The sequence below is a fragment of the Agromyces sp. Leaf222 genome (genome assembly GCF_001421565.1).
Lineage (GTDB): Bacteria > Actinomycetota > Actinomycetes > Actinomycetales > Microbacteriaceae > Agromyces.
Genome location: NZ_LMKQ01000001.1, coordinates 1,301,242 through 1,324,878, shown reverse-complemented (window position 1 = coordinate 1,324,878; position 23,637 = coordinate 1,301,242). Strand labels below are relative to the sequence as shown.

Below are 23,637 nucleotides of genomic sequence, written 5' to 3'. Positions count from 1 at the left end.
CGCCCCTCGTTCGTGACCGTCGATCAGGCCGCGACGCGCGCCTTCAGGTTGTCGGAGAGCGTCTGCAGGAACTCCTCGGTCGTCTGGTAGGCCTGTTCGGGGCCGACGAGGGCCGCGAGGTCCTTCGTCATGGCGCCGGACTCGACCGTCTTGATGACGACGTCTTCGAGGGTGAGCGAGAAGTCGATGAGCTCCTGGTTGCCGTCGAGCTTGCCGCGGTGCGCGAGGCCGCGCGTCCAGGCGTAGATCGAGGCGATCGGGTTCGTCGACGTGGGCTTGCCCTGCTGGTGCTGGCGGTAGTGGCGGGTGACCGTGCCGTGCGCCGCCTCGGCCTCGACGACCCTGCCGTCGGGCGTGGCCAGGACCGAGGTCATCAGGCCGAGCGAGCCGAAGCCCTGCGCGACGGTGTCGGACTGCACGTCGCCGTCGTAGTTCTTGCACGCCCAGACATAGCCGCCCTCCCACTTGAGGGATGCCGCGACCATGTCGTCGATGAGGCGGTGCTCGTAGGTGAGGCCGGCCTCGTCGAACGCCTGCTTGAACTCGGCCTCGAAGACCTCCTGGAAGAGGTCCTTGAAGCGGCCGTCGTAGGCCTTGAGGATCGTGTTCTTCGTCGAGAGGTACACGGGGTAGTTGCGCGAGAGGCCGTAGTTGAGCGAGGCGCGCGCGAAGTCGCGGATCGACTCGTCGAGGTTGTACATGCCCATGGCGACGCCGGAGCCCGGCGACTGGAAGACCTCGAACTGCTGCGGCTCCGAGCCGTCCTTCGGGGTGAAGGTCATCGTGAGCGTGCCCTCGCCCTCGAAGCGGAAGTCGGTGGCGCGGTACTGGTCGCCGAACGCGTGGCGGCCGACGATGATCGGCTTGTTCCAGCCGGGCACCAGGCGCGGGATGTTCGAGATGATGATCGGCTCGCGGAAGATCACGCCGCCGAGGATGTTGCGGATCGTGCCGTTCGGCGAACGCCACATCTTCTTGAGGCCGAACTCCTCGACACGCGCCTCGTCGGGCGTGATCGTCGCGCACTTGACGCCGACGCCGTGCTTCTGGATCGCGTGGGCCGCGTCGACCGTGATCTGGTCGTCGGTCTCGTCGCGCTTCTGGATCGAGAGGTCGTAGTACTCGAGGTTCACGTCGAGGTACGGGTGGATGAGCTGGTCCTTGATGGCCTGCCAGATGATGCGGGTCATCTCGTCGCCGTCGAGCTCGACGACGGTGCCTTCAACCTTGATCTTGGACACGATGCGTGTTCTCCTTGCGGTCGTTCGGGAAGAATCGAGGAAGCCTCGAGAGGGCGCGCGAACGCCAACGGGCAGTTTACCGTGTCGGGTCGGATGTCTTGACATCGAGACATCCGGCCGGCCTGCGCGAGCGGGAACCCGCGGCATCCGCTCCTGTTCATGACACGTTCGCTGCAGGCGAGACATCGCGGCTTTCCCGGTGCGCCCTCGTCGGGTTAGCCTTGGCAGCATGGCTGAGCTGAGACTGGAAGAACTGTCCGCGTCGAACATCGTGGCGGCGAACACGCTCTCGCTGAAGCCGGGCCAGGAGCAGTTCATCGCTCCGGTCACCTACTCGGCAGAGGCCTCGGTCGTGAATCCGATCACGTCGTGGCAGCGCGTCGTGACGCTCGACGACCGCGTCGTCGGCTTCATCCACGGCAACTTCGACCCCGAGAACGCGCACGAGGAGTTCCGCGCCTGCATCTGGCGCATCAACGTCGACGCCGGCGCGCAGGGCAAGGGCGTCGGCCGGTTCCTCGCCGAATCGCTCGCCCAAGAGGCCAAGCGCCGCGGCTTCGACCGCATCACGGTGCTCTGGGAGCCGGGCGAAGACGGCCCGGAGGCGTTCTTCCACCGCATCGGGTTCGCCGACGTCGGCGAGACCGCGTACGGCGACGTGATCGGCGCCCTGGCGCTCTGAGCGTCGAGCCCCGAATCCGATCCACGGCCGACCCGAGCACCGAGGGCGAGCGGATGCCGCAGCACCCCGTCGGCTTCGTCGAGGCCGTGCTCGTCGTGGTCGCCGACATCCCGCCCGGCCAGGTGGCCACCTACGGCGATGTCGCGGCCCTGCTCGGATCCCGCGGGGCGCGTGCCGTCGGAGGCGTCATGGCCCATCACGGGTCGGAGGTCGCATGGTGGCGGGTCATCCGCGCCGGAGGACGCCCGCCGGCCGGCCACGCGGAGGCCGCACGAGCGCACTACGAGGCCGAGGGCACGCCGATGCTGCCCGCAGCGAACGAAGACGGCTACCGCATCGACCTGCGCTCGGCCCGCTGGCGCGCCTGAGCTGCGGCTCGCCTGACCTCGCGCTCGTCTGAACTCCGGCTCGCCTGAAGGCCGGCGCGCCTGAGCTTCGGCTCACAGGCCCCAGGCCGACGCGCCCCACTTGGCCTCGCCGAGCGGGATCCGCACGGTGAGGGTCGTGCCCGCACCCGGCGGGCTCTCGACCGACAGGCTGCCGTCGACGGCGTCGATGCGGTCGCCGATGCCGAGCATGCCCGTTCCGCCGTCGACCGAGGCTCCCCCGACGCCGTTGTCGCGCACCTCGAGCACGAGGTCGCCGTCGACGACGTGCGCGCGCACCCACGCCCTGGTGGCCCACGAGTGCTTGGCCACGTTCGCGAGCGCCTCGGCGATGGCGAAGTAGGCGGTGGACTCGATGAGCTCCGGCAGCCGGCCCTCGCCCTGCACCTCGACCTCGACCGGCACGGGGCAGCGCCCGGCGAGCTCCGGCACGGCGAGCGCGAGCCCGCCGGAGCTCAGCAGGCTCGGGTGGATGCCGTGCGCCAGTTCTCGGAGCTCGCGCAGCGCCTGGTTCAGGGTGAGGATCGTGCGCTCGAGCTCGTCGGCGAGGTCGGGCTCGCCCGCGGCCTTCGCCGCGTTCGCGGAGAGCCGCAGCTGCATGCCGAGCGACACGAGGTGCTGCTGCGCGCCGTCGTGCAGGTCGCGCTCGATGCGCCGCCGCGCCTCGACGCCGGCCTCGACGATGCGCTGGCGCGACTGGCGCACCTGTTCGAGGGTGCGCTCGATCTCGGAGCGCAGGCGGCCGTTGTCGACCGAGAGGCGCAATGCGCTCGAGACGCCGTCGAGCAGCCGCATGTTGTCGGTGAGCACGCGGTCGTGGCGGATCAACGCGATCGGGGCGCCGAGCGGCGACGACACCGGGAGGATGCTGTGGCCCGCCTTGGACCCGATGTCCTCGTCGGAGATCGGGTCGCCCGCGGCATCCGCATACCTGCCCCGCGTCTCATCCCACCAGAAGACGCGCACCGAGGCGTCGCGCAGCGTGCGGGCGAGCGACTCGGCCCAGAGCCCGCGGTCGGCGCCCTCGCGCGTGATGCGCATGAGGTCGGCGACCCGCGCACGCATGTTGCGGGCGTGCGAGACGCCGGCGTCGAAGCTCACGGGGATCGAGGCGATGGCGATGAGCGAGACGGTGCGGAGCACCATGTCGGTCGTCGGCGTGAAGACGTAGGCGACCGCCTGGGCGGCGAGCGTCGTCGCCCAGGCGAACAGCGCGACCGGCATCAGGAACGCGACGGTGCGGGCGGGCACGCTCGCGCGCACCCAGCGCACGAGCAGGCGCCCGGCGATCACGAGCGCGAGCCCGACGCCGATGATGCGGTAGCCGATGTCGGTCACGGCGAAGAGCAGCGGGGCATCGGCGAGCTGGTAGCCGTTCGGTGCGCACCCGCACGGATTCGCGTCGGGCCCCGCGAACAGCACGACGACGAGCAGGTTGACGACGAACGAGACGATCGCGATGCCGGCGATCCAGCGATCGAACCGCCCGCTCAGGCCGCCCTTCGGGTAGACGAGCACGAGGATGCCGGCCACGACCGCCCAGGCGAGGTCGGCGCCGCGCACGACCGGCCACACCCACTGCCAGGCGCCGATGACGTAGTAGATCGACTGCGGGATCCAGAGCAGGACGAACGCGATCATGAGCCGCGCAGGGGTGCGCGAGGGCCCGATGTGCCACGCGACGCCGGCACAGGCGGCGAACACGAGCGGCACGAGGGCGTGCAAGGTCGTGTACGAGACCTCCGGATGCTCGGAATCCGGCGTCGCAAGGAATCCGCCGATCTCCATCGCGAGGCTGAGCGCGACCGCGATGGTAATGGTGATGGTACGTCTGACGATCCGGCCTTTGCGGCCGGGGGCCATCACCGTTCGCCGAGGAGGGTGAGCACGGCGAGCACTCGCCGGTGGTGCTCTGGCGACTCCTCGAGGTCGAGCTTCTGCAGGATGCTCCGCACGTGCGTCTCGACGGTCTTCAGGCCGAGGAACAGGGTCTGCGCGATGCCGCCGTTGGAGTACCCCTGCGCCATCAGCTCGAGCACTGACCGCTCGCGCTCGGTGAGGCGGGAGATCGGGTCGTCGGCGCGCGTGCGCTTCACGAGCTGCTCGACGACCTCGGGGTCGACGACCGAGCCGCCGGATGCCACGGTCTCGACCGCCCGCACGAGGGTCTCGGGCTCGGAGACGCGCTCCTTCAGCAGGTATCCCGTGCCGCTGCCGGCCTGCATGACGCGCAGCGCGTACTCGGGCGTCGCGTACATCGACAGCAGCAGGACGCCGATCGTGGAGCCGCTCGCACGGATCGTCTCGAGGGCGCGCACGCCCTCGTCGCGGTGCGTGGGAGGCATGCGGATGTCGAGCACGGCCGCGTCGATGCCGCCGCCGCGCACCGCCTCGACGAGCTCGTCGCCGGTGCCGACCGATGCGACGACCTCGATGCCGCCGCCCTCGAGCACCTTCGCGATGCCCTCGCGCAGCAGCAGCGCGTCGTCGGCGATCGCGACGCGCAACGGGCGGGCATCGTTCATCGGGTGCACCCTCCGGTCGTCAGGCACGCGGGCAGCGGGGGCTCGTCCGCCTGTGGCGACACTACCGCCAGCACGACGGCGCCCTGTACCCCCAAACTGGGGGTGCCGTTCCCCGTGCTGCTGGAGTCGAGCGCATCGTGCGGCTCAGTGCCAGCCCAGACGCCGAGTGCGTGGAGGCACGGATGCGGCGGCCCTCCGCCCCGCGGAGGCTTCATGCCATGACCTCGACCCGCGGCCGCGCACGCGACTGGCTGGCGCGCTACCTCCCGCTCGAGGTGTGCGGCACCCTCGCCGCCATGCTCGGGGCGTGGCTCGCGTTCGACGCGTCGGGCTCGCTCGCGGTCGCCGCGCTCGCGGGCAGCCTCGCCGAGTCGGTGGGCTACTACGGGATCGTCGTGGTGCGGGCCGCCCGCGGACACGCCGCCTCGGCACGGGTGCAGCGGCTCGGCGGCGTGCGCGCGATGCTCGCGACGACGTGGCTGACCCTGCGCAGCGTCGCCGTGGAGTTCGGCCCGGCGGAGCTCGTCGACTCCGTGCTCGTGCGGCCGGCGCTGCTCTGGGCCGCGAGCGCGGCCTGGGGCGCAAACCCCGGCGCGTGGCTCGCGGGCAAGCTCGCGGCCGACGCGGTGTTCTACGCGATCGCGATCGTCTCGTTCGAGCTGGGCCGACGGGTCATCCTGCCGAGCGCCGAGCACGATGTCGAGCATGACACCGGGCGCGATGCCGAGCACGACGCGGCCCCATCCCCAGCACCTCTCCCCCGGCCGATCGACCGGCCGCTGACCACTGGAGCCCGATCATGACCGTCACCACCACCGAGCACGGCCGACACGCCGACCGCCGCCGGTCCGACGCCGGCCGGCGCCCGAGCCGGGCCGAGCGAAGGGCCGAGCGCCGCGCCGAGCGCGCCGAGCGCGCCGAGCGCGCCGAGCGCGCCGAGCGACAGGCGGCCGGCGACCTCGGCCCCACACCCGCACACGGTCGCGACGGCGACGCCGCCACGACGACCGCGATCGCGCCGGAGATGCCCCCGCACCGGGAGCTCGTGCGCCGCGGCCTGGCCGACGACGCCCGCCGCTTCGATCTTGCGGGCCTCGCGGAACGCCACGGGACGCCCCTGCTCGTGCTCGACGCCGACCGGGTGACCGGTCGACTGCTGGAACTCCGCCGGCACCTGCCCGGCGTGGAGATCGCCGTGGCGCTGAAGGCGCTCCCCCATCCGGCGCTCATCCGCGCCGTCGACGCGTTCGGCGCGAGCTTCGACGTCGCGTCGCGCGGCGAGCTCGACCTCCTCGAGGGCGAGGGCGTCGACGTCTCGCGGTGCGTCCACACCCACCCGGTGAAGTCGATCGCCGAGCTCACGAGCGCCTACCTGCGAGGCGTGCGCACGTTCGTGGTCGACGACCCCGGCGAGGTCGACAAGTTCGCGGGTCTCCCCGCTGACGCACGCGTGCTCGTGCGGCTCTCGTTCCCGAATCCGGAGGCCGTCTCCGACCTCTCCTCGAAGTTCGGCGTCGTTCCGGAGGCGGCGCCCGCCCTCGTCGCCCACTGCCTGCGCTCTGGCCGCGAGGTCGCCGGATTCACGTTCCACGTCGGCAGCCAGACGACCTCCGCCGAGCCGTGGCGGCGTGCCATCGCCCGCACGCTGAAGCTCATGCGCGACCTCGAGGCGAAGCACGGCGTGGCGTTCGACACGCTCGACCTCGGCGGCGGATTCCCGGTCGCGTACGACGAGCCGGTTCCCGCGTTCGCGGTCATCGCGCACGGGATCCGCGAGGCCCTCGCCGAGGCGCCGTCGCGGTACCGCGTGATCGTCGAGCCCGGCCGGTTCGTCGCGGCTCCCGCGATGACGCTCGTGACCCGGGTGGTCGGCACCGCGATCCGCAGCGACGGCCGGTGGGTGCACCTCGACGACGGCCTCTACGGCGCGTACTCGAACATCGCCGCCGAGGGCGTGCATGCGCTCGTGTTCGCGGCGTCGGAGCTCGCGTACCGCCCGCCGGCCGACGAGGGCAGCGAGCGCGCCGTGCGTCGACTGCGCGAGCTCGCGCACGAACCCGTGACCCTCGCCGGTCCGACGTGCGACAGCGTCGACGTGATCGCGCGGGCACTGCCGCTTCCGCCGCTCGGCACCGGCGACCTGCTCGTGAGCCCCATGATGGGCGCCTACACGTCGGCGACCGCGACCCGGTTCAACGGCATCGAGCCGACGCCGATCCACGTGCTGGGCCGCGGCGGGCACGCCGTGCCGCGCTGAGCGACGCCGGGTACCGTCCGTCCGGCCCGGGCGCGAACGGCCGCCCGCGGCATCCGCTCTCCTCACTGGAGAAAGACGGATGCCGCGTGCGGCCGAAGGCTCAGACCAGCGAGTCGCGCCAGGCCGCGTGCAGCGCCGCGAACCGGCCCTCGCCGCCGATGAGGTCGGCGGGCGCGCCGTCCTCGACGATGCGGCCGTGCTCCATGACGAGCACCCGGTCGGCGATCGCGACCGTCGACAGGCGGTGCGCGATGATGATCGCGGTGCGGTCGGCGAGCAGCGTCTGCAGCCCCTCCTGCACGAGTCGCTCGCTCGGGATGTCGAGCGAGCTCGTCGCCTCGTCGAGGATCAGCACGGCCGGGTCGGCGAGGAACGCGCGGGCGAACGAGATGAGCTGGCGCTGGCCGGCGCTCACGCGCCCGCCGCGCTTGTTCACGTCGGTGTCGTAGCCGTTCGGCAGGCCCTCGATGAACTCGTGGGCGCCGACCGCCTTCGCGGCCGCCACGATCTCGCCGAACGAGGCGTCGGGCTTGCCGAGCGCGATGTTGTCGGCCACCGAGCCGGAGAAGAGGTACGCCTCCTGCGTGACCATGACGATCGCCCGGCGAAGGTCCTTCGGGTGCAGCGAGCGCAGGTCGATGCCGTCGAGCTCGATCGCGCCGTCGCTCGGGTCGTAGAACCGGGCGATCAGCTTCGCGAGGGTCGTCTTGCCCGCGCCGGTCGAGCCGACGAGCGCGATCGTCTGCCCGGCGGGCAGGTCGAGGCCGAACCGCGGCAGGATGACGCGATCGGGCGTGTACGCGAACTCGACGTTCTCGAACCGCACGTGGCCCGACGCCTTCCAGAGGTCGACCGGGTGCGCGGGGTCGGGCACGCTGGGCTCCTCCTCGAGGACGCCCGAGATCTTCTCGAGCGCGCTCGACGCCGACTGGTAGCCGTTGTAGAACACCGCCACGTCTTCCATGGGGTCGAAGAAGCGCTTCACGTAGAGCACCGCGGCCAGCAGCACGCCGATCGCGAGGCTGCCCTCGGCGACGCGGAACCCGCCGAGCAGGATGGTCACGGCGACCGCGGTGGCCCCCACGAACGCGAGACCCGGGTTGAACACGGCGAAGAGGCCGAGCACCTTCGCGTTCACGTCGCGGTAGTCCTCGACGAGTTCGCCGAACTCGTCTTCGTTGCGCTTCTCGGTGCGGAACGCCTGCACCGCCCTGATGCCCGTCATCGTCTCGACGAACTTCACGATGAGGCTCGCCGACGCCACGCGCGAGCGACGGAACAGCGCCTGCGAGCGCACCTGGAACCATCTCGTGAGCAGGCTCATCGGGATCATCGCGCCGAGCAGCACGAGACCGGAGAGGGGGTCGAGCAGCACGAGCATGAGCGCCGTGAACAGCATGTACATGAACGACCGCACGAGCAGGGTCAGGCCTTCGTCGAGCAGCTCGCGGATCGCATCGAGGTCGCTCGTCTGACGCGAGATGATGCGCCCCGACGTGTACGACTCGTGGAACTCGAGGCTGAGCTTCTGTGTGTGCAGGAACACCCGCGTGCGCAGGTCGATGAGCACGGCCTGGCTGACCCGCGCCGAGAGGCGGATGTAGATCGCGATCATGAACGCGCCGATGAGGCCGGTGCCGAGGTATGCGAGGGCCGAGAGGCCCGCCGGGAACCAGTTCTGCTCGAGCAGCGCGGGAATGCCGCTGTCGATGCCGAACGCGATGATCGCCGGGCCGGCGGCCTGCGCGGCCGAGGAGAGCACGATCGCCGCGGCCGTGAACCACAGACGCGTGCGCTGCGGCTGCAGCAGCGAGCCGAGCAGGCGCAGCGAGCGCTTGCGGATCTCGCGGGACTCGGCCTTCGTGTAGTCGAGGCGTTCTTCGCCCTGGACGCCGGTCACGCTCATGATGCGGCTCCTTCGCTGATCTGGGTCTCTGACGTTCTCGGGTGGTGGTCGGATGCCTCGGACCGGTCGGGATCGACCTCGCCGAAGCCCGGCTGGTTCGCGGCATCGTCCTCGAGGCTCGAGATGACGAAGCGGTAGTGCTCGCTCTCGCGGAGGAGCTCGGAGTGCGTGCCGACCGCCGTGACGCGGCCGTCCTCGAGCAGTGCGACCCGGTCGGCCATCATCACGGTCGAGGGCCGGTGGGCGACGATGAGCGCGGTGGTCGACGCGAGCACCGCGCGGAGCTCGGCCTCGACCCGCGCCTCGGTCGCGACATCCAGCGCCGACAGGGGGTCGTCGAGCACGAGCACGGCGGGCTTGGCCGCGACCGCACGCGCGAGCGCGAGTCGCTGGCGCTGACCGCCGGACAGGCTCATGCCCTCTTCGCCGACCTTCGTCTCGACGCCGTCGGGCAGGTCGTACGCGAAGCCGGCCTGCGCGATGCGCAGCGCCTCGTGCAGCACCTGCTCGGCGGCGTCGCCCTCGAGCCCGGGGCGGCCGAGCAGCACGTTCGCCCGCACCGAGTCGCTGAAGAGGGTCGCGTCCTCGAACGCCATCGCGATGTGCCGACGCAGTTCCTCACGCGAGAACGCGCGCACGTCGACGCCGTCGAGCGTGATCGAGCCGCCCGTGACGTCGTAGAGGCGCGTGGTGAGCGCGGTCATCGTCGTCTTGCCGCAGCCGGTCAGGCCGACGAGCGCCATGGTCTCGCCGGGCCGGATGTCGAGGTCGACGCCCTGCAGCAGGTCGCCGAACCGTTCGGGCGAGTCCTGGTAGCGGAACCGCACGTCGGTGAAGCTCAGCGCGCCGACCGGGTCGCCGAGCACGCGCGGCGTCTCGGGGTCGACGACGGTGTTCTCGCTGTCGATCACCTCGAAGAATCGGTCGGTCGCGGTGCGGGCGTCGAGCGCGAAGGCCAGGAGGAAGCCGATCGACTCGATCGGCCACGCGAGCATCGTCGCGGTCGCGAAGAACGCGACGAGCGTGCCGACGCTGAGCTCGCCGTTCGCGGTCAGCCAGATGCCGAGGCCGAGGCAGAGCGAGATCGACAGCGCGGGCACGAGCAGCAGCCACGCCCAGATGTTCGCGTCGAGGCGGGCCTTCTCGATCTCGGTGCTGCGCAGAGACTCGGCCTGCTTGCGGAAGCTCGAGAGCGCGTGCTTGCCGCGCCCGAACGCCTTCAGCACGCGGATGCCGTGCACCGACTCCTCGACCGCCGTCGCGAGGTCGCCCGCCTGGTCCTGGCTCAGCCGCGACATCTCGGAGTAGCGGCCCTCGAATCGGTAGCCGATGATCCACAGCGGCATCGCGCAGACGAGGAACACGAGCCCCAGCATCCAGTTCATCGACACGAGGATGCCGATGCCGACGACGATCGTCAGCAGGTTCACGAACGTGAACACGAGGCCGAACGAGAGCCAGCGGCGCACGAGGCCGAGGTCGCTGACGGCGCGCGAGAGCAGCTGGCCGCTCGGCCACTTGTCGTGGAAGCTCACGGGCAGGTCCTGCAGCTTGGCGTACAGGGCGTTGCGCATGCGCGACTCGACGCGCGTGCCCGGGCCGACGACCACCCAGCGACGGAGCGCGTAGAACAGGGCCTCGAGCACGCCGAGGCCGAAGATGAGCAGTGCGAACGGCACGACCGCGGCCGCCTCGCCGTCGGCGAGCGGGCCGTCGACCATCGACTCGAGCACCTGCGGGATGGAGAGGCCGATGAGCTGGCCGGCAGAGGCGAACACCGCGCTCAGCACGAACGCGGGCGCGGACCGGCCGATGAAGACGCGGAGGCGCCAGAGCGCGCGCACGGCGTTGGGTGCGGCGGGATCTTGGTGGTGGTGGTGCTGGGTGGCGGACAAAGCCGTGTCCCTTTCGAGAGTGATTGCGAGACGACCGCGTGCGTGTGCGGTTCGGCAGCGCGCCGACCACTCGGGTCGTGGCGCTGAAAGGCGTCGCGAGCGACGCGGGTGCGGGGCTACCGCTGATCAGGCAGGCGGGGCCTGCGGGGCCGGGTGCGAACTACCCTGAGATGCCCGTGACCCGGGAGACCGGACGCAGAGCGCTACCGGCCACGAACGGGCGGGCGTAGCTGTCTGTCTGCATGGTGTCCTCCTGCGTCATCGTCTTCTTCACCAGCGGGCGGCGCGAGCGCAGCCAGCCCTACAGACTACGACGTTCGACGCGTCGCACGCAACACCACCGGTGCGGATATGCTGTGCGAACTCGTCATGCGCTCGAGGGGCGCCCTGCACCGCTCCGCCCCGACCAATCCTCCACGGCGCGACCCGATTCACGAACGAGGAGATCGCGTGGGAGCGACATCGACCGCAGTGGCGCGCGCCGGCGCCCACCGCGGCGTGTTCGCCGCCATCGCGGCGGTCGTGCTCGTGCTCGCGTTCCTCGGCACGGCGATCATCGACTCCCTCGCGAGCGCCTCGCTGAGCGGCCTGCGCAGCGGCCTCGCGTCGGCGACCGGCACCGAGGGTGCCGCGAGGTGGCAGATCCGCCTCTCCGGCGATCCCGTCGCACAGGCGGATGCCGCGGCATCCGTCCTCGACCGCATGCTCGTGCCGAACGGCGCGGCGTGGACCAGGTCCGTGCAGACCGCGCCCGTCGACGCGAGCGCCGACGACGCCGTCTTCGATGCGGTGCTGCTCGCCGACGCGTCAGCCGCGGCCCGCGCCGATCTCGTGAGCGGCGTCTGGCCAGACGGCGCCGAGGCGCTGCAGACCGGTGGCCGACCGGGCGCGGTGCCCACGGCCGTGCAGGCCACGGCCGCGCGCGAACTCGGCCTCGAACTCGGCGACGAACTCGTCGTCGGCGGCACCGATCCCGTGCGACTGCGGGTCGTCGGCACGTGGATGTCGTCCGATCCGGCGGATCCGGCGTGGTTCGCGGAGCCGATCGTCTCGGCCGGCGTGCTCGACGGCGTCGCCGGCCCGTTCGTCGTGGCCGACGAGGCCGACCTCGTCGACCTGCCGGCCGCGGTCGTGGTGCGCTGGACCGCGACCGTCGCGCCAGGCGGGATGACACCCGAGCTCGCCGCAGATCTGCGCTCCGCCCTGCCGGACGTCGAGCCCACCCTGCGCGCGCAGGACGACCTCGGCGACGACGGGCTCGGCGCGTCGGGCACGCTCGTGCTCACGCTCGACCGCCTGCTCGCGGGGCTCACGACGGTGCGCGCGATCGCGCCGCTGCCCGTGCTCGTCCTCGCGTTCGCGGGGTTCGCGGCGCTCGATCGCCTCTCGGCCCTCCTCGCGGCCGGCCGGCGCGGCGAGACGCTGCTGCTCCGGGCACGTGGGGCCTCGGCATCCAGGCTCGCCGCGACCGCGGCCCTCGAGGCGGTCGCCGTCGCAGCCCCCGCCGCGATCGCCGGCGTCCTGCTCGCCGACGCCGTGCTCGCCATCGCCCGCCCCGGCGAGGCGGCATCGTGGTCGATCGCGGCCGCCGTCGCGGCCGCCTGCCTGCTGGGCGCGGTCGCGCTCCTGGCGGGTCGGGCCTGGTGGCAGGCGACGAGGCCGATGCTCCGCGGTTCGGGCGACGAGGTCGGGCGCGTGCCCCGAGCCGCGACCGCGGGCGGGGTGCTCCTCGTCATCATCGCAGCGGCGGTGTCGCTCTGGCAGTTCCGGCTGTACGGGTCGCCGCTCGTCGCGAACGCCTCCGGCGGTCTCGAGGTGGATCCCATCGCCGTGCTCGCGCCGGTCCTCGTGCTCATCGCGCTCGCACTGGTCGGGAACGGCCTCGTGCGCCCGGTTGCGCGCCTGCTCGAACGGATCGCGGCAGCGCGCCCCGGACTGGTGCCGTCGCTGCCGATGCGCCAGCTCGCCCGGCGCGCGGGCCTCTACGCCTCGGCATCGCTGATGACGATGCTCGCCGTCGGCGCCCTGACGCTCGCGGCCGCGTTCGCCGGCAGTTGGCAGGCCTTCGACCGGACGGCCGCCTCGGTCGCCGTCGGGGGCGACGTGCGCATCGCCTACGCGGGTCGAACGGTCGTCCTCGGCGCCGACCCGCTCGCCCTCGACGACCCGTTCGCGACGGTGGCCGCCGTCGACGCGAGCCTCCCGGTCTTCCGCGGCGAGGCCCGCATCGGCTCGGACCCGACGACGCTCATCGCCCTGTCGGCCTCGAATGCGGCACGATTCGGTCCCGGACTCGGCGCGGTCGCCTCCGGCCTCCCGCCGCACTCGGACGCGTCCGCGCTCCCCTCGGGTGCATCGAGGCTCGAGGTCGCCGTGAGCCTCACCTCCCCCGAGGGAACGCCCGGCGAGGTCGCCGTCTCCGCCTGGCTTCTCGGAGCGGACGGCGAGGCGAGCCGAATCGACGCGGGAACGATTCCGGTCGGTGCCGGCGGCGGCACGGCGCGGGTCGAGCTGCCCGATGCCGCCGGCCTGCAGCTGCTCGGCTTCGACGCGTCGCTCTCCGGGTCGCAGGGCGTCGGCGAGGTCGTGGCACGATTCGGCCCGCTCTCGATCGACGGCGTGCCCGCGGCATCCGGCCTCCAGGTCGACGGCGAGACCACGCTCGACGCGACGCAGCCGACCGGCAGGGTCGGCATCGCGGGCACCGCCCCGCGCGCCCCGGTGCCCGTCGTGCTCGGCGCCGCGCTCGCGGAGCGCATCGACGTGCGCCCCGGCGACACGTTCGCATTCCGGATCATCACCGGTGGCGCCGACGTCGACGCGACCGTGGCCGACGTCGTCGCCGCGGTGCCCGGCGCCGGCGACTCCGGCCTGCTCGCCGACCTCGCCGAGATCTCGCGAGCGGCGTTCGACGCCGACTCCGGCGTTCCCGCCTACACCGAACGCTGGCTCTCGACGCTGGATCCCTCGGCGGTCGCCGACGAGGTCCGGCAGCAGTCCGCCGTCGCGCTCACCGCCACCACTCGCGCGGACGCCTCCTCCGCGCCGCTCATCGGCCCCGCCGTCCAGGCCCTCTGGGCCGGTGCTGCGGGCGCACTGCTGTTCGCCGCGGTCGCGCTCGCCGCGCTCACGACCGCGCTCGCTCGAGCCCGGTTCGGCGAGGTCGTCGTGCTGCGCGCACTCGGCGTGCCGGCTGGCATCCAGGCACGGGCGCGCTTCGCCGAGCTCTCGGTCTCGCTCCTCACGGCGACGTTCATCGGCGTCGTCATCGGCGTCGTCTCCGCAGCCGTGACCGCGCGCGAGCTCGCCAGGGCGGCCGTCTCCGGGGCGCCCGGGGCGCTGGCGGTCGACCTCGAGTTCGACGCGGCGCCATGGGCGCTCGGCCTGCTCGCCTTCCTCGTCGCCTCGGCCGCGATCGGCTGGGCGGCATCGGCGGCGGTCCGGCGTCTCGCCGCGACGCCCGGAATCCGCGAGGAGGAACGATGAGCGCGCGGCATCCGCGACGTCGCCGGCACCGGCGCTCGACGCTCTCGTCGGCGGGCCTCCTCCGACGGCAGCTCGCCGACGCGCCGGGCGCGTCGATCGCGCTCGCCCTGCTCGTGCTCATCGGCGCATTCCTCGCGGTCGCGGTGCCCCGAGCCGCCACGTTGCTGCACACGCAGGCCGTGCACGAGCAACTCGCCGACGTGCCCGCCGCCGAACTGGATCTCACCGCGACGTCGAGAGACCACCCCGAAACGGGCCCGGCCACGGGCCCGACCGAGCTCGACGACGACGTCGCGGCCGTCTGGGGTGCGACCGAGGACCGCCTCACGGCCGTCGTCGACGACATGCCCGCCGAACTCGCGGCCGTCATGGCTCCACCTCGCGCCGTCCTCACCGTGGGGCCGATCCGCGCGCAGGTCGACGGCGCCGGTGCCGGATCGCCCTCGTATCGGATCATGCCCGGCTTCGACCCGCTCATGCGCGAGGACCTCGAACTCACGTCCGGCACCTGGCCCGCACCGGTGGATGCGGACGTGCCCTCCTCCGCTCCGATCGAGATCGTGCTGACGGACCCGGTGGCCGAGCGCATGGAGTGGCCGGTCGACGAAGCACGCACGATCGAGGTCGGGGGCGGCGAACAGCGCGTCGTCCTCTCCGGGACGGTCGCACCCGTCGACGCCGGCGCCGGCGTCTGGACCCACGTGCTCCCCGCCCTCGCCCCCTCCGTCGTCGACAACGGGATCTCCGCTCCCGAGATCACCGCGGTCGCGTTCCTCGACCCCGCCTCGTGGCCCGCATTCGCGACGGCGGACGTGCCGCTCACGCTGACCGTCTGGATCCCCGTCGAACCCACGCGCATCACCGCCGACACGTCCGCAGACCTGCAGAGCCAGCTCGGCCGGTTCGCCAGTGATCCGCACACGGTCGGGTCGGGCACCTGGCTCGAGGAGTACGGGATCGTCGGCGACCTGTCGTTCTCGAGCAGCCTGCGCGACGAGCTCGCGATCGCCGCGACCGCCGCCGCCGCGGGCGACGCCGTGCTCGCCACCGTCGCCTCCGGCCCGATCGGCGTGATGATCGCGGTGCTGGTCCTCGGCGGGCGGACCGTGTTCGAACGCCGCCGCCAGGGCCTCGAGCTCATCGCCGCCCGCGGCGCCTCGACCGGCCGGCTGCGCGGCATCCTCGCCCTCGAAGGGCTCGCGATCGGCGTGCCGGCGGCGATCGTCGGCGGCATCGGCGGAGCCCTCGCCGTCGCGGCCGACGGCGGCTCGGTCGGAATCGCCGTCGCTGCGGTCTTCGCCCTGACTCCGGCGGCGCTGCTGCTCGCCTCGGCTCCGTCGCTGAGCCCGCTCCGCCGCGCTCGCACCGACCTCGGCACGACGGGCGGCGGGCGCCTGCGCCGCCTCGGCGAACTCGTCGTGCTGCTCCTCGCCGCGGCCGCCGTCGCCCTGCTGCTCCGGCGCGGTCTCGCGAGCTCGGCAGCGACCGTCGGCGTCGACCCGCTGCTCGCGGCCGTTCCACTGCTGCTCTCCCTCGTGGCCTGCATCGTCGTGCTCCGCATCTACCCCGTCCCGCTCCGCCGAATCGTCAGGTCGATGGCCGCCAGGCCGGGCCTCGTCGGATTCCTCGGCTCGGCTCGCGCGCTCCGCGATCCCTCGGCCGGCCTCGTCCCCGTGCTCGCGGTCGTCGTCGGCGTGTCGGTCGCGGTGTTCTCCTCGGTGCTGCTCGGCACGATCCGCTCCGGCGTCGAGGCCGTCGCATCCCACCGCGTCGGGGCGGATGCCTCGATCTCGGGCCTTCCGCTCACGCGGGTGCAACTCGAGGCGATGCGCGACGTGCCGGGCGTCGACGTGACCGCCCCCGTCTATTCGACGCGCAGCGTCTCGCTCTCGGTCGACGGGCGCCAGCGCACGACGACCCTCATCGTGATCGACGTGGCCGAGATGCAGGCGGTGCAGGCCGGCCGAGCGGATGCCACGCCGCTCCCCGACTCGCTCGCCGCCCCGCCGGGCGAGGCAGGCGTTCCCGTGCTCGTCTCGGGCCTGGTCGCCGCCGGCACCGCCGACGCCGCCGACGTCACGATCGAGGGCGACCCGTACCTGGTCGAGGGCGTCGTCGACGGCACGACCGCCTACTCGCCCCGAGTGAACTGGATGCTCATGGACCAGGCGAACGCCGGCCCGTACACCTCCACGCTCGTGCCGCGCACGGTGCTCGTCCGCTTCGATGCGGGCGCCGACGACGACGACGTCGTGAGCGCCCTGGCCGAGATCGTCGGCGACGGCAGCACGATCGAGACCGCCGAGCGCGTCGCCGACCGGCTCGGCTCCACGACGACCGTGCGCGGGCTCGTCACGGCGCTCACCGCCGCCATCGTGCTCTCGAGCCTGCTGACCGCGTTCGCGATCGTGCTGACCCTCGTCGTCGGACGCCCCGGACGCGACCGCCTGCTGCCCCTGCTCGCCACGCTCGGGCTCGACCGCCGAGGGCGACGCGCGCTCGTCGCGTGGGAGATCGGCCCCGTGACGGCGATCTCGCTCATCGTCGGCGCGGCGCTGGGAGCCGTCCTGCCGTACGTCGTGCTCGGCGGCATCGACCTGAGCGCCTTCACCGGCGGCGACGCGCAGCCGGAGGTCGCCTACGATCTCTGGCTCATCACGGCCGTGCTCGCGGCATCCGTCGTCGTCACGGTCGTCGCGTCGATGCTGGCCGCATCGCTCGGGTCGCGCATCGACGTGGCACGCGCACTGCGCAAGGAGGAGGAAGGATGAACACCGTGGCAGACACGCTGACCGACCCGCACATCCTGTGCAACGACCTGGTTCGCATCTTCACGGCCGACGGGGTCGAGGTGCAGGCGCTGCAGGGTCTGAACCTGCGCGTCGGCGCGGGCGAGATGGTGGCCGTGGTCGGCGCCTCCGGGTCTGGCAAGTCGACGCTGCTCACGATCCTCTCCGGCCTCGACACCGCCTCGGCCGGAAGCGCGAGCGTGGCCGGCCATGATCTGCTCGCGATGCGGTCGCGCGAACGCGTCGAGTACCGACGCCGAACCGTCGGGTTCGTCTGGCAGCAGGCCTCGCGCAACCTGCTCCCGTACCTCACGGCCGCCGAGAACATCGCGCTCGCGATGAACGTGGCACGCACGGTGCGGGGCGCCGCGCGGGCTTCGCGCATCGACGACCTGCTCGACCTGCTCCAGGTCGGCGAGTTCCGCGACCGTCGGCCCGCGGAGCTCTCGGGCGGGCAGCAGCAGCGGGTCGCGATCGCCGTCGCCCTCGCGAACTCGCCGCTCGTGCTCCTCGCCGACGAACCCACCGGCGAGCTCGACGAAGCGACCTCCGCGAGCGTACTCGAGGCCATGCGCAGCGTCAACGAGGAGCTCGGCGTGACCACGCTCATCGTCACCCACGACCCGACCGTGTCCGGCCATGTGCGGCGCACGGTGCAGATCCGCGACGGCCGCACGTCCACCGAGGTGCTGCGCTCGACCAGGCTCGACGAGCACGGGGGCGAGGAGCACGTCGCCGAGGAGTTCGCCGTCGTCGACCGGGTGGGCCGCCTGCAGCTCCCGCAGGAGTTCGTGCAACGGCTCGACCTGCGTGACCGCGTGCGCCTCGCGCTCGAGCCCGATCACGTGGGCGTCTGGCCCGGCACCGGCACCGGCACCGGCACCGGCAGCGGCGCTGCGGATGCGCCGGGCGGCACCGTTTCCGAGACGGATGCCGCGACCAGCGCACCGACCGATGCGGCCGCTGATGCCGCGGATGCCGCGACCGACTCCGATGACCGCCCCACGACCGAGGAGCAGCGATGACCACGCTCAGAGCCGAGCACGTCAGCCGGGACTTCGCCACGGACGCCGGGGTCGTGCACGCCGTCGCCGAGGTCTCGCTCGAGGTGCGCCCCGGCGAGCTGGTCGTCGTCACCGGTCCGTCGGGCGCGGGCAAGACGACCCTGCTGAACCTGCTCGGCGGGCTCGATCGACCCACCTCGGGGCGCGTGCTGCTCGGCGATGTCGACCTGTCCACGCTCGGCGACGACGACCTCGCGGCCATGCGGCGCGACCGACTCGGGTACGTCTTCCAGTCGTTCGGGCTGATCCCCGTGCTCTCAGCCTCCGAGAACGTCGAGGTCCCGCTGCGGTTGCTCCGCCTGGCGCCGGGCGAGCGCGACACGCGCGTGGCCGAGGCGCTCGACGCCGTCGGGCTCGGCGCGCACGGCGCCCAGCGCCCCTACGAGCTCTCGGGCGGCCAGCAGCGCCGTGTCGGCATCGCCCGCGCGATCGCCGCGAGGCCACCGCTGCTGCTCGCCGACGAACCGACGGGTCAGCTCGACAGCAGCACGGCGGCCACCGTGATGGACCTCATCGGCGACCTGGTGCACTCGCGCGGGGTGGCCGCGGTCGTCACCACGCACGACCCCACGCTCGCGAGGCGAGCCGACCGCGTGCTCGAACTGCACGACGGCCGGGTGCGATCGTTCAGCGCACCCGCACCGACAGGCACGTGACGCAGCCCTCGAGCTTCTCGAACTCGCTGATGTCGACCGTGACGACGCGGTAGCCGAGGTTCGACAGCATCGCGGCAGTCTGCGGCGCCGCCGACGACATGAGGAGCGACTCGTCGCTGAGCGCGACGACGGCGACGCCCTCCGGCTCGTGCACCGGGAGGAACCGCGGGAACAGGCTCGGCACGTCGACCCGCTCGGGGTCGCCGATGACGGTGCCGTCTGGCAGCGCGGTGACGGCGCTCTTGAGGTGCAGCGCCTTGGTGAGCGGCACCGCGACGACCTCGTAGCCGTGCGGGGCGAGCAGCGCCCGGAGCTGGCGGATGCCCTCGGCGTCGGTGCGTGCGCTCGCGCCGACGTAGACGGTGGAGCCGACCTTGAGCACGTCGCCGCCGTCGAGGGTGCCCGGCGCGAGGATGCTCGCGACCGTGACGCCGGGGATCGCGCGCACCGCGCGTTCGACGGCCTCGGTCTCGGGCCGCCGCGACTCGGCGCCGGGGCGGGTGATCACGGCCAGGTCGCCGAACATGACGACCGCGTCCTCGACGAACACCGAGTCGGCCAGGTCGGGCGCGGCGTCGACCTCGACGGTCTCCCAGCCCTCGGCGACGAGCGCGGCGCAGTAGTTGTCCCACTGGTCGTCGGCCAGCGCGTGGTCGACCGGGCGGCGTTCGAGGTGCGTGAGCAGGCCCTCGTCGAGGTTCGTCGCGGGGATGCGCACGAGCGCCAGGCGGCGGGGCGCGCGCTGCGGCGCGTAGTCGAGGATGCCGCGCAGCACGCGGGGCGCGAGGAACATCTCGCCGGCGACCACGGCGAGGATGAACAGGAGGTTGAGGCTCACGAGCGAGCCGACGACGAAGAGGAAGAGCGGCCCGGAGAACGGGATGCCGATGGAGGCCGCGGTGACCGTGGTGCCGACGAGCGCGGCGAGGCAGGCCGACGCGAACCCCGTGATGAGCGTGAGGAACCACGCGCGCGTCGCCCCGGCGGCGTTGCCGACCGAGAGCAGCGCCCACGTGATGAACGCCATGAGCGCGAAGTGGCCGGAGATCTGCCCGAACGCCTGCGGCGACTGCCCGTTGCCGATGAAGAACGCGACCACGGCCACGGCCCCGGCGAGTGCCGCGACCGCCGCCGAGGCGACGAAGACGGCGAGCACGCGGCGCCCGAGTGTCGGCTCGGCCCTGAACCGGGCAGGGGTGGCGGGCGTGGCGGCGGGGGACGTCATGGGACTCGAGCCTAGCGGCCCCGCCGCCGCACTCAGTTCGCCGCGTCGAGACGTGCGTGCGCCAGCCGGTCGGCGGCGGCGAGGGTCGTGATGCCGTGCTCGTCGGCCGATCGCAGCACGGATGCCACGGTGTCGCCGATCGCGGCGATGCGCGCGTCGAGCGCCGCGGCATCGGCGTCCTCGCGGCTCGCGACATCGAGGTAGATGACGCCGCCGGCGTTCACGACGAAGTCGGGCGCCCAGACGATGCCGCGCTCGGTGAGCAGGCCGGCCACCTCGCGGGACGCGAGCTGGTTGTTCGCGGCGCCGACGACGGCGCGCACGTGCAGCTCACGCACCACCTCGGGCGTCAGCACGCCGCCGAGACCGCACGGCACGAACACGTCGGCCTCGACGAGATGGGCGTCGGCGGGGTCGACCCAGGACGCGCCGAGTTCGTCGGCCAGCGCGCGCTTGTCGTGCGCGACATCGGTCACCGTCAGCTCGGCGCCGCCGGCGGCGAGCGAACGGGCGAGCCGGCCGCCGACCTGGCCGAGGCCCGAGATCACGAGGTGCCGGCCGGTGAGTTCGCGGGAGCCGAACACGTGCTCGAGCGTCGCGAGGATCGACGCGTGCACGCCGGCGGCGGTCGCGTCGGCGGGCTCGCCGACACCGCCCTGCTCGGGCGGGAGGCCGCAGACGTGCGCGGTGCGCTCGGCGACGACGGCCATCAGCTCGGCGCTCGTGCCGACGTCTTCTGCGGTCATGTACGCGCCGCCCAGCGACTCCACGGCATCGCCGAGGTCGAGCATCGCGTCGTGGATCGCCCGGCCGTCGAGGGCCGCGCCCTCGGGGATCACGATGACGGCCTTTCCGCCGCCGCGCGCGAGTCCGGCAGCGGCGTTCTTCATCGTCATCGCCTGCGAGAGGCGCAGCGCGTCGGCGAGGCCGTCGGTCCAGCTGGCGTAGCGCCAGAGCCGGGCGCCGCCGAGGGCCTGGCCGAGCCGCGTCGAGTGCACGGCCACGATGATCGAGAGCCCGGATCGGCGACCGTGCGAGATGAGCACGCGCTCGTGATCGGGGGCTTCGAGCGGGAGGGATGCGGCGGTGGCCCGGGCCGTGAACGGGTTGGCGGGGGCGTGGGTGATCGTCATCGATCGTTCTCCTTGTTCATCCGCCTTGTGGGCGGAACGGTGGCGGCGCCTCATGAGCGCCTTCACCTCAAGGATACGTCGATCGGGCGGTGCGTCGACGGGGTTGACGACGGCCCGGAGCCGGGACGACGCGAATGCCCCGAGACGACACGGATGCCGCGGGCGGCCGCCCGCGGCATCCGTCGCCGATCAGTGGAAGAAGTGGCGCTCGCCCGTGAAGTACATCGTGACGCCGGCCTCGCGAGCGGCCGCGACGACCTCTTCGTCGCGCACCGACCCGCCGGGCTGCACGACCGCGCGCACCCCGCCGTCGAGGAGGATCTGCAGGCCGTCGGCGAATGGGAAGAACGCGTCGGACGCGGCGACCGAGCCTGCGGCGCGCTCACCGGCACGCTCGACGGCGAGCTTGCACGAGTCGACGCGGTTGACCTGGCCCATGCCGACGCCCACCGAGGCGCCGCCCGAGGCGAGCAGGATCGCGTTCGACTTCACGGCACGGCACGCGCGCCAGGCGAACTCGAGGTCGGCGAGCGTGGCTTCGTCGGCGGGTTCGCCGGCGGCGAGGGTCCACTCGGAGGCCGGGGCGAAGTGTCGGTCGGCCTGCTGAAGCAGGAGCCCGCCCGAGACCTGCTTCAGTTCGACGGTCGTCGCCTCGAAGCCCTCCGGCAGCGTGAGCAGGCGGATGTTCTTCTTCTTCGTGAGCAGTTCGAGCGCCTCGGCCTCGACGGCGGGCGCGATGAGCACCTCGGTGAAGATGCCCGACACGGTCTCGGCCATGGCGAGCGTGACCGTGCGGTTGGCCGCGATCACGCCGCCGAAGGCCGACACGGGGTCGCACTCGTGCGCGCGGGCGTGCGCGTCGGCGATGGGGTCGGATGCCCCGGCCGACGCCACGGCGATGCCGCACGGGTTCGCGTGCTTGATGATCGCCACGGCGGGCTCGTCGAAGTCGAACGCGGCGCGCACGGCGGCGTCGGCGTCGACGTAGTTGTTGTACGACATCTCCTTGCCGTGCAGCTGCACGGACTGGGCGATGCCGGGCCGGCCGCCGTTCGAGGCGAACAGCGCCGCCTTCTGGTGCGAGTTCTCGCCGTAGCGGAGGTCGGCGTCCTTCGACCAGGTGCCGCCGACCCATGCGGGGAAGGGCGACTCCTCTGCCGGCTGGTCGGGCGCGACGACGGACCCGATCCACGAGGCGACGGCGACGTCGTACGACGCGGTGTGGCGGAACGCCTCGCGTGCGAGGAGGGCGCGCTGGGCGAGCGTGGTGCCGCCGGCCGTCACGGCCGCCGCGATCTCGTCGTAGCGGTCGGGCGAGACGACCACGGCGACGTTCGCGTGGTTCTTCGCCGATGCGCGCACCATGGCAGGCCCGCCGATGTCGATCTGCTCGACGACCTCGGCCTCGCCGGCGCCCGACGCGACGGTCTCGGCGAACGGGTAGAGGTTGACGACGACGAGCTCGTAGGGCTTGATGTCGAGCTCGGCGAGCTGGGTCTCGTGGTGCTCGAGGCGGAGGTCGGCGAGCAGGCCGGAGTGCACCGCGGGGTGCAGCGTGCGCACGCGGCCGTCGAGGTGCTCGGGGTAGCCCGTGACCTCGGCGACCTGGGTGACCGGCAGGCCGGCGTCGGCGATGGCCTTGCCAGTGCCGCCCGTCGAGACGAGCTCGACGCCCGATGCCACGAGCGAGGTCGCGAGCTCGACGAGGCCGCGCTTGTCGCTCACCGCGATGAGCGCACGACGCACGGGAACGACGTCGCGGGGGCGGTAGAGGCTCGGGTCGATCGTGTGTCCGCTCATCGGGCGAGTTCCTTCAGGTCGAGATGGGAGTTGGCGATGTCGAGCACGGCCTGGATCATCAGGCGGCGTTCGACGGGCTTGATGCGGTCGTGCAGGCTCGACTCGGTGTCTCCCGGCAGCACCGGGATGCGCTCCTGCGCGATGATCGGGCCGCCGTCGACCGAGTTGTCGACGACGATGAGGCTCGCACCCGTCTGGTCGACGCCGGCGGCCAGCGCGTCGCGCACGCCGTGCGCGCCCGGGAATTCGGGCAGGTAGGCCGGATGCGTGTTGATGAGCGCCGGTGAGAACGCGTCGACCACCGCGGGCGGCACGAGCCGCATGAGCCCGGAGAGGATCACGAGGTCGGGCTCCCAGAGGCGCACCTGCTCGATGAGCTCGGCGCCCCACGCGTCGCGGTCGGGGTATGCGGTGAACGGCACCGTGAAGGTCGGGATGCCGAACTCCTCGCCGAGCGCGAGTCCGTCGGCGTCGCGGTCGGCGCCGATCGCGACGACCCGAGCTGGGAACTCGGCGTCTCGCGAGGCTTCGAGGAGTGAGCGCAGGTTTGATCCGGTGCCCGAGATGAGCACGACGAGCTTCAGCACCATAC

Annotated in this window: 17 protein-coding genes; 8 read left to right on the top strand and 9 right to left on the bottom strand. The window is 72.6% G+C overall.

The features are described 5' to 3' along the window. Positions 1 to 23: 23 nt before the first annotated feature. Complete coding sequence (locus ASE68_RS05740) at positions 24 to 1,241, bottom strand: NADP-dependent isocitrate dehydrogenase (RefSeq protein WP_055856079.1); 1,218 nt, start codon at positions 1,239 to 1,241, stop codon at positions 24 to 26. 229 nt (positions 1,242 to 1,470) lie between these two features. Between ASE68_RS05740 and ASE68_RS05735 the strand changes: the two genes are divergently transcribed. Together ASE68_RS05735 and ASE68_RS05730 are read left to right on the top strand one after the other, a co-directional pair. After that, entirely contained in the window at positions 1,471 to 1,923 is a 453-nt protein-coding gene (locus tag ASE68_RS05735) for a GNAT family N-acetyltransferase (RefSeq protein ID WP_055856075.1), read from the top strand. 53 nt (positions 1,924 to 1,976) lie between these two features. Next, positions 1,977 to 2,291 (top strand): MGMT family protein, encoded by a 315-nt coding sequence (locus tag ASE68_RS05730; RefSeq protein ID WP_055856072.1) that lies wholly within the window; start codon positions 1,977 to 1,979, stop codon positions 2,289 to 2,291. A 72-nt stretch (positions 2,292 to 2,363) separates the two neighbouring features. On the opposite strand, the gene ASE68_RS05725 is transcribed toward ASE68_RS05730, so the two are convergent. Together ASE68_RS05725 and ASE68_RS05720 are read right to left on the bottom strand one after the other, a co-directional pair. Next, positions 2,364 to 4,097 (bottom strand): sensor histidine kinase, encoded by a 1,734-nt coding sequence (locus ASE68_RS05725; protein WP_055856069.1) that lies wholly within the window; start codon positions 4,095 to 4,097, stop codon positions 2,364 to 2,366. A gap of 74 nt (positions 4,098 to 4,171) precedes the next feature. Further along, complete coding sequence (locus ASE68_RS05720; protein ID WP_200921672.1) at positions 4,172 to 4,834, bottom strand: response regulator transcription factor; 663 nt, start codon at positions 4,832 to 4,834, stop codon at positions 4,172 to 4,174. A gap of 218 nt (positions 4,835 to 5,052) precedes the next feature. On the opposite strand from ASE68_RS05720, the gene ASE68_RS05715 reads away from it, so the two are divergent. Both ASE68_RS05715 and ASE68_RS05710 read left to right on the top strand, forming a co-directional pair. Then, positions 5,053 to 5,637 (top strand): hypothetical protein, encoded by a 585-nt coding sequence (locus ASE68_RS05715; protein WP_055856066.1) that lies wholly within the window; start codon positions 5,053 to 5,055, stop codon positions 5,635 to 5,637. Then, a complete protein-coding gene (locus tag ASE68_RS05710; RefSeq protein ID WP_200921671.1) occupies positions 5,634 to 7,091 on the top strand; it encodes a type III PLP-dependent enzyme in 1,458 nt (485 codons plus the stop codon). Before ASE68_RS05715 ends, ASE68_RS05710 begins: the two co-directional genes overlap by 4 nt. Positions 7,092 to 7,191: 100 nt before the next feature. Here ASE68_RS05710 and ASE68_RS05705 read toward each other — a convergent pair whose 3' ends face one another. Together ASE68_RS05705 and ASE68_RS05700 are read right to left on the bottom strand one after the other, a co-directional pair. Beyond that, positions 7,192 to 8,997 (bottom strand): ABC transporter ATP-binding protein, encoded by a 1,806-nt coding sequence (locus ASE68_RS05705; RefSeq protein ID WP_055856063.1) that lies wholly within the window; start codon positions 8,995 to 8,997, stop codon positions 7,192 to 7,194. Continuing rightward, positions 8,994 to 10,892: an ABC transporter ATP-binding protein gene (locus ASE68_RS05700; RefSeq protein WP_082462054.1), complete on the bottom strand. Its 1,899-nt coding sequence runs from the start codon at positions 10,890 to 10,892 to the stop codon at positions 8,994 to 8,996. Before ASE68_RS05700 ends, ASE68_RS05705 begins: the two co-directional genes overlap by 4 nt. Before the next feature lie 450 nt (positions 10,893 to 11,342). On the opposite strand from ASE68_RS05700, the gene ASE68_RS05695 reads away from it, so the two are divergent. The 4 genes from ASE68_RS05695 to ASE68_RS05680 are packed head-to-tail and all read left to right on the top strand — an operon-like array spanning position 11,343 to position 18,887. After that, positions 11,343 to 14,378: a hypothetical protein gene (locus ASE68_RS05695; RefSeq protein WP_157421564.1), complete on the top strand. Its 3,036-nt coding sequence runs from the start codon at positions 11,343 to 11,345 to the stop codon at positions 14,376 to 14,378. Continuing rightward, on the top strand, positions 14,375 to 17,149 hold the full coding sequence (locus ASE68_RS05690) for an FtsX-like permease family protein (RefSeq protein WP_055856057.1): 2,775 nt from the start codon (positions 14,375 to 14,377) through the stop codon (positions 17,147 to 17,149). The genes ASE68_RS05695 and ASE68_RS05690 overlap by 4 nt, the downstream gene beginning before the upstream one ends. Continuing rightward, positions 17,146 to 18,192, top strand: coding sequence for an ABC transporter ATP-binding protein (locus ASE68_RS05685; RefSeq protein ID WP_082462053.1), 1,047 nt, complete (start codon positions 17,146 to 17,148; stop codon positions 18,190 to 18,192). The genes ASE68_RS05690 and ASE68_RS05685 overlap by 4 nt, the downstream gene beginning before the upstream one ends. Continuing rightward, positions 18,189 to 18,887 carry an ABC transporter ATP-binding protein gene (locus ASE68_RS05680; RefSeq protein ID WP_055856054.1) on the top strand — a complete coding sequence of 233 codons (699 nt, stop codon included), beginning with the start codon at positions 18,189 to 18,191 and terminating at the stop codon, positions 18,885 to 18,887. Before ASE68_RS05685 ends, ASE68_RS05680 begins: the two co-directional genes overlap by 4 nt. Here the strand turns inward: ASE68_RS05680 and ddaH are convergent. The 4 genes from ddaH to purN form a co-directional block, all read right to left on the bottom strand. Beyond that, complete coding sequence (gene ddaH / locus ASE68_RS05675) at positions 18,859 to 20,112, bottom strand: dimethylargininase (protein ID WP_082462052.1); 1,254 nt, start codon at positions 20,110 to 20,112, stop codon at positions 18,859 to 18,861. The genes ASE68_RS05680 and ddaH overlap by 29 nt on opposite strands. Positions 20,113 to 20,144: 32 nt before the next feature. Further along, positions 20,145 to 21,245, bottom strand: a complete 1,101-nt coding sequence (locus ASE68_RS05670) for a Glu/Leu/Phe/Val dehydrogenase family protein (protein ID WP_055856051.1) — start codon at positions 21,243 to 21,245, stop codon at positions 20,145 to 20,147. A gap of 189 nt (positions 21,246 to 21,434) precedes the next feature. Then, a complete protein-coding gene (gene purH, locus ASE68_RS05665) occupies positions 21,435 to 23,045 on the bottom strand; it encodes a bifunctional phosphoribosylaminoimidazolecarboxamide formyltransferase/IMP cyclohydrolase (RefSeq protein WP_055856048.1) in 1,611 nt (536 codons plus the stop codon). Further along, a complete protein-coding gene (gene purN / locus ASE68_RS05660) occupies positions 23,042 to 23,632 on the bottom strand; it encodes a phosphoribosylglycinamide formyltransferase (protein ID WP_055860789.1) in 591 nt (196 codons plus the stop codon). The genes purH and purN overlap by 4 nt, the downstream gene beginning before the upstream one ends. Positions 23,633 to 23,637 lie beyond the last annotated feature (5 nt).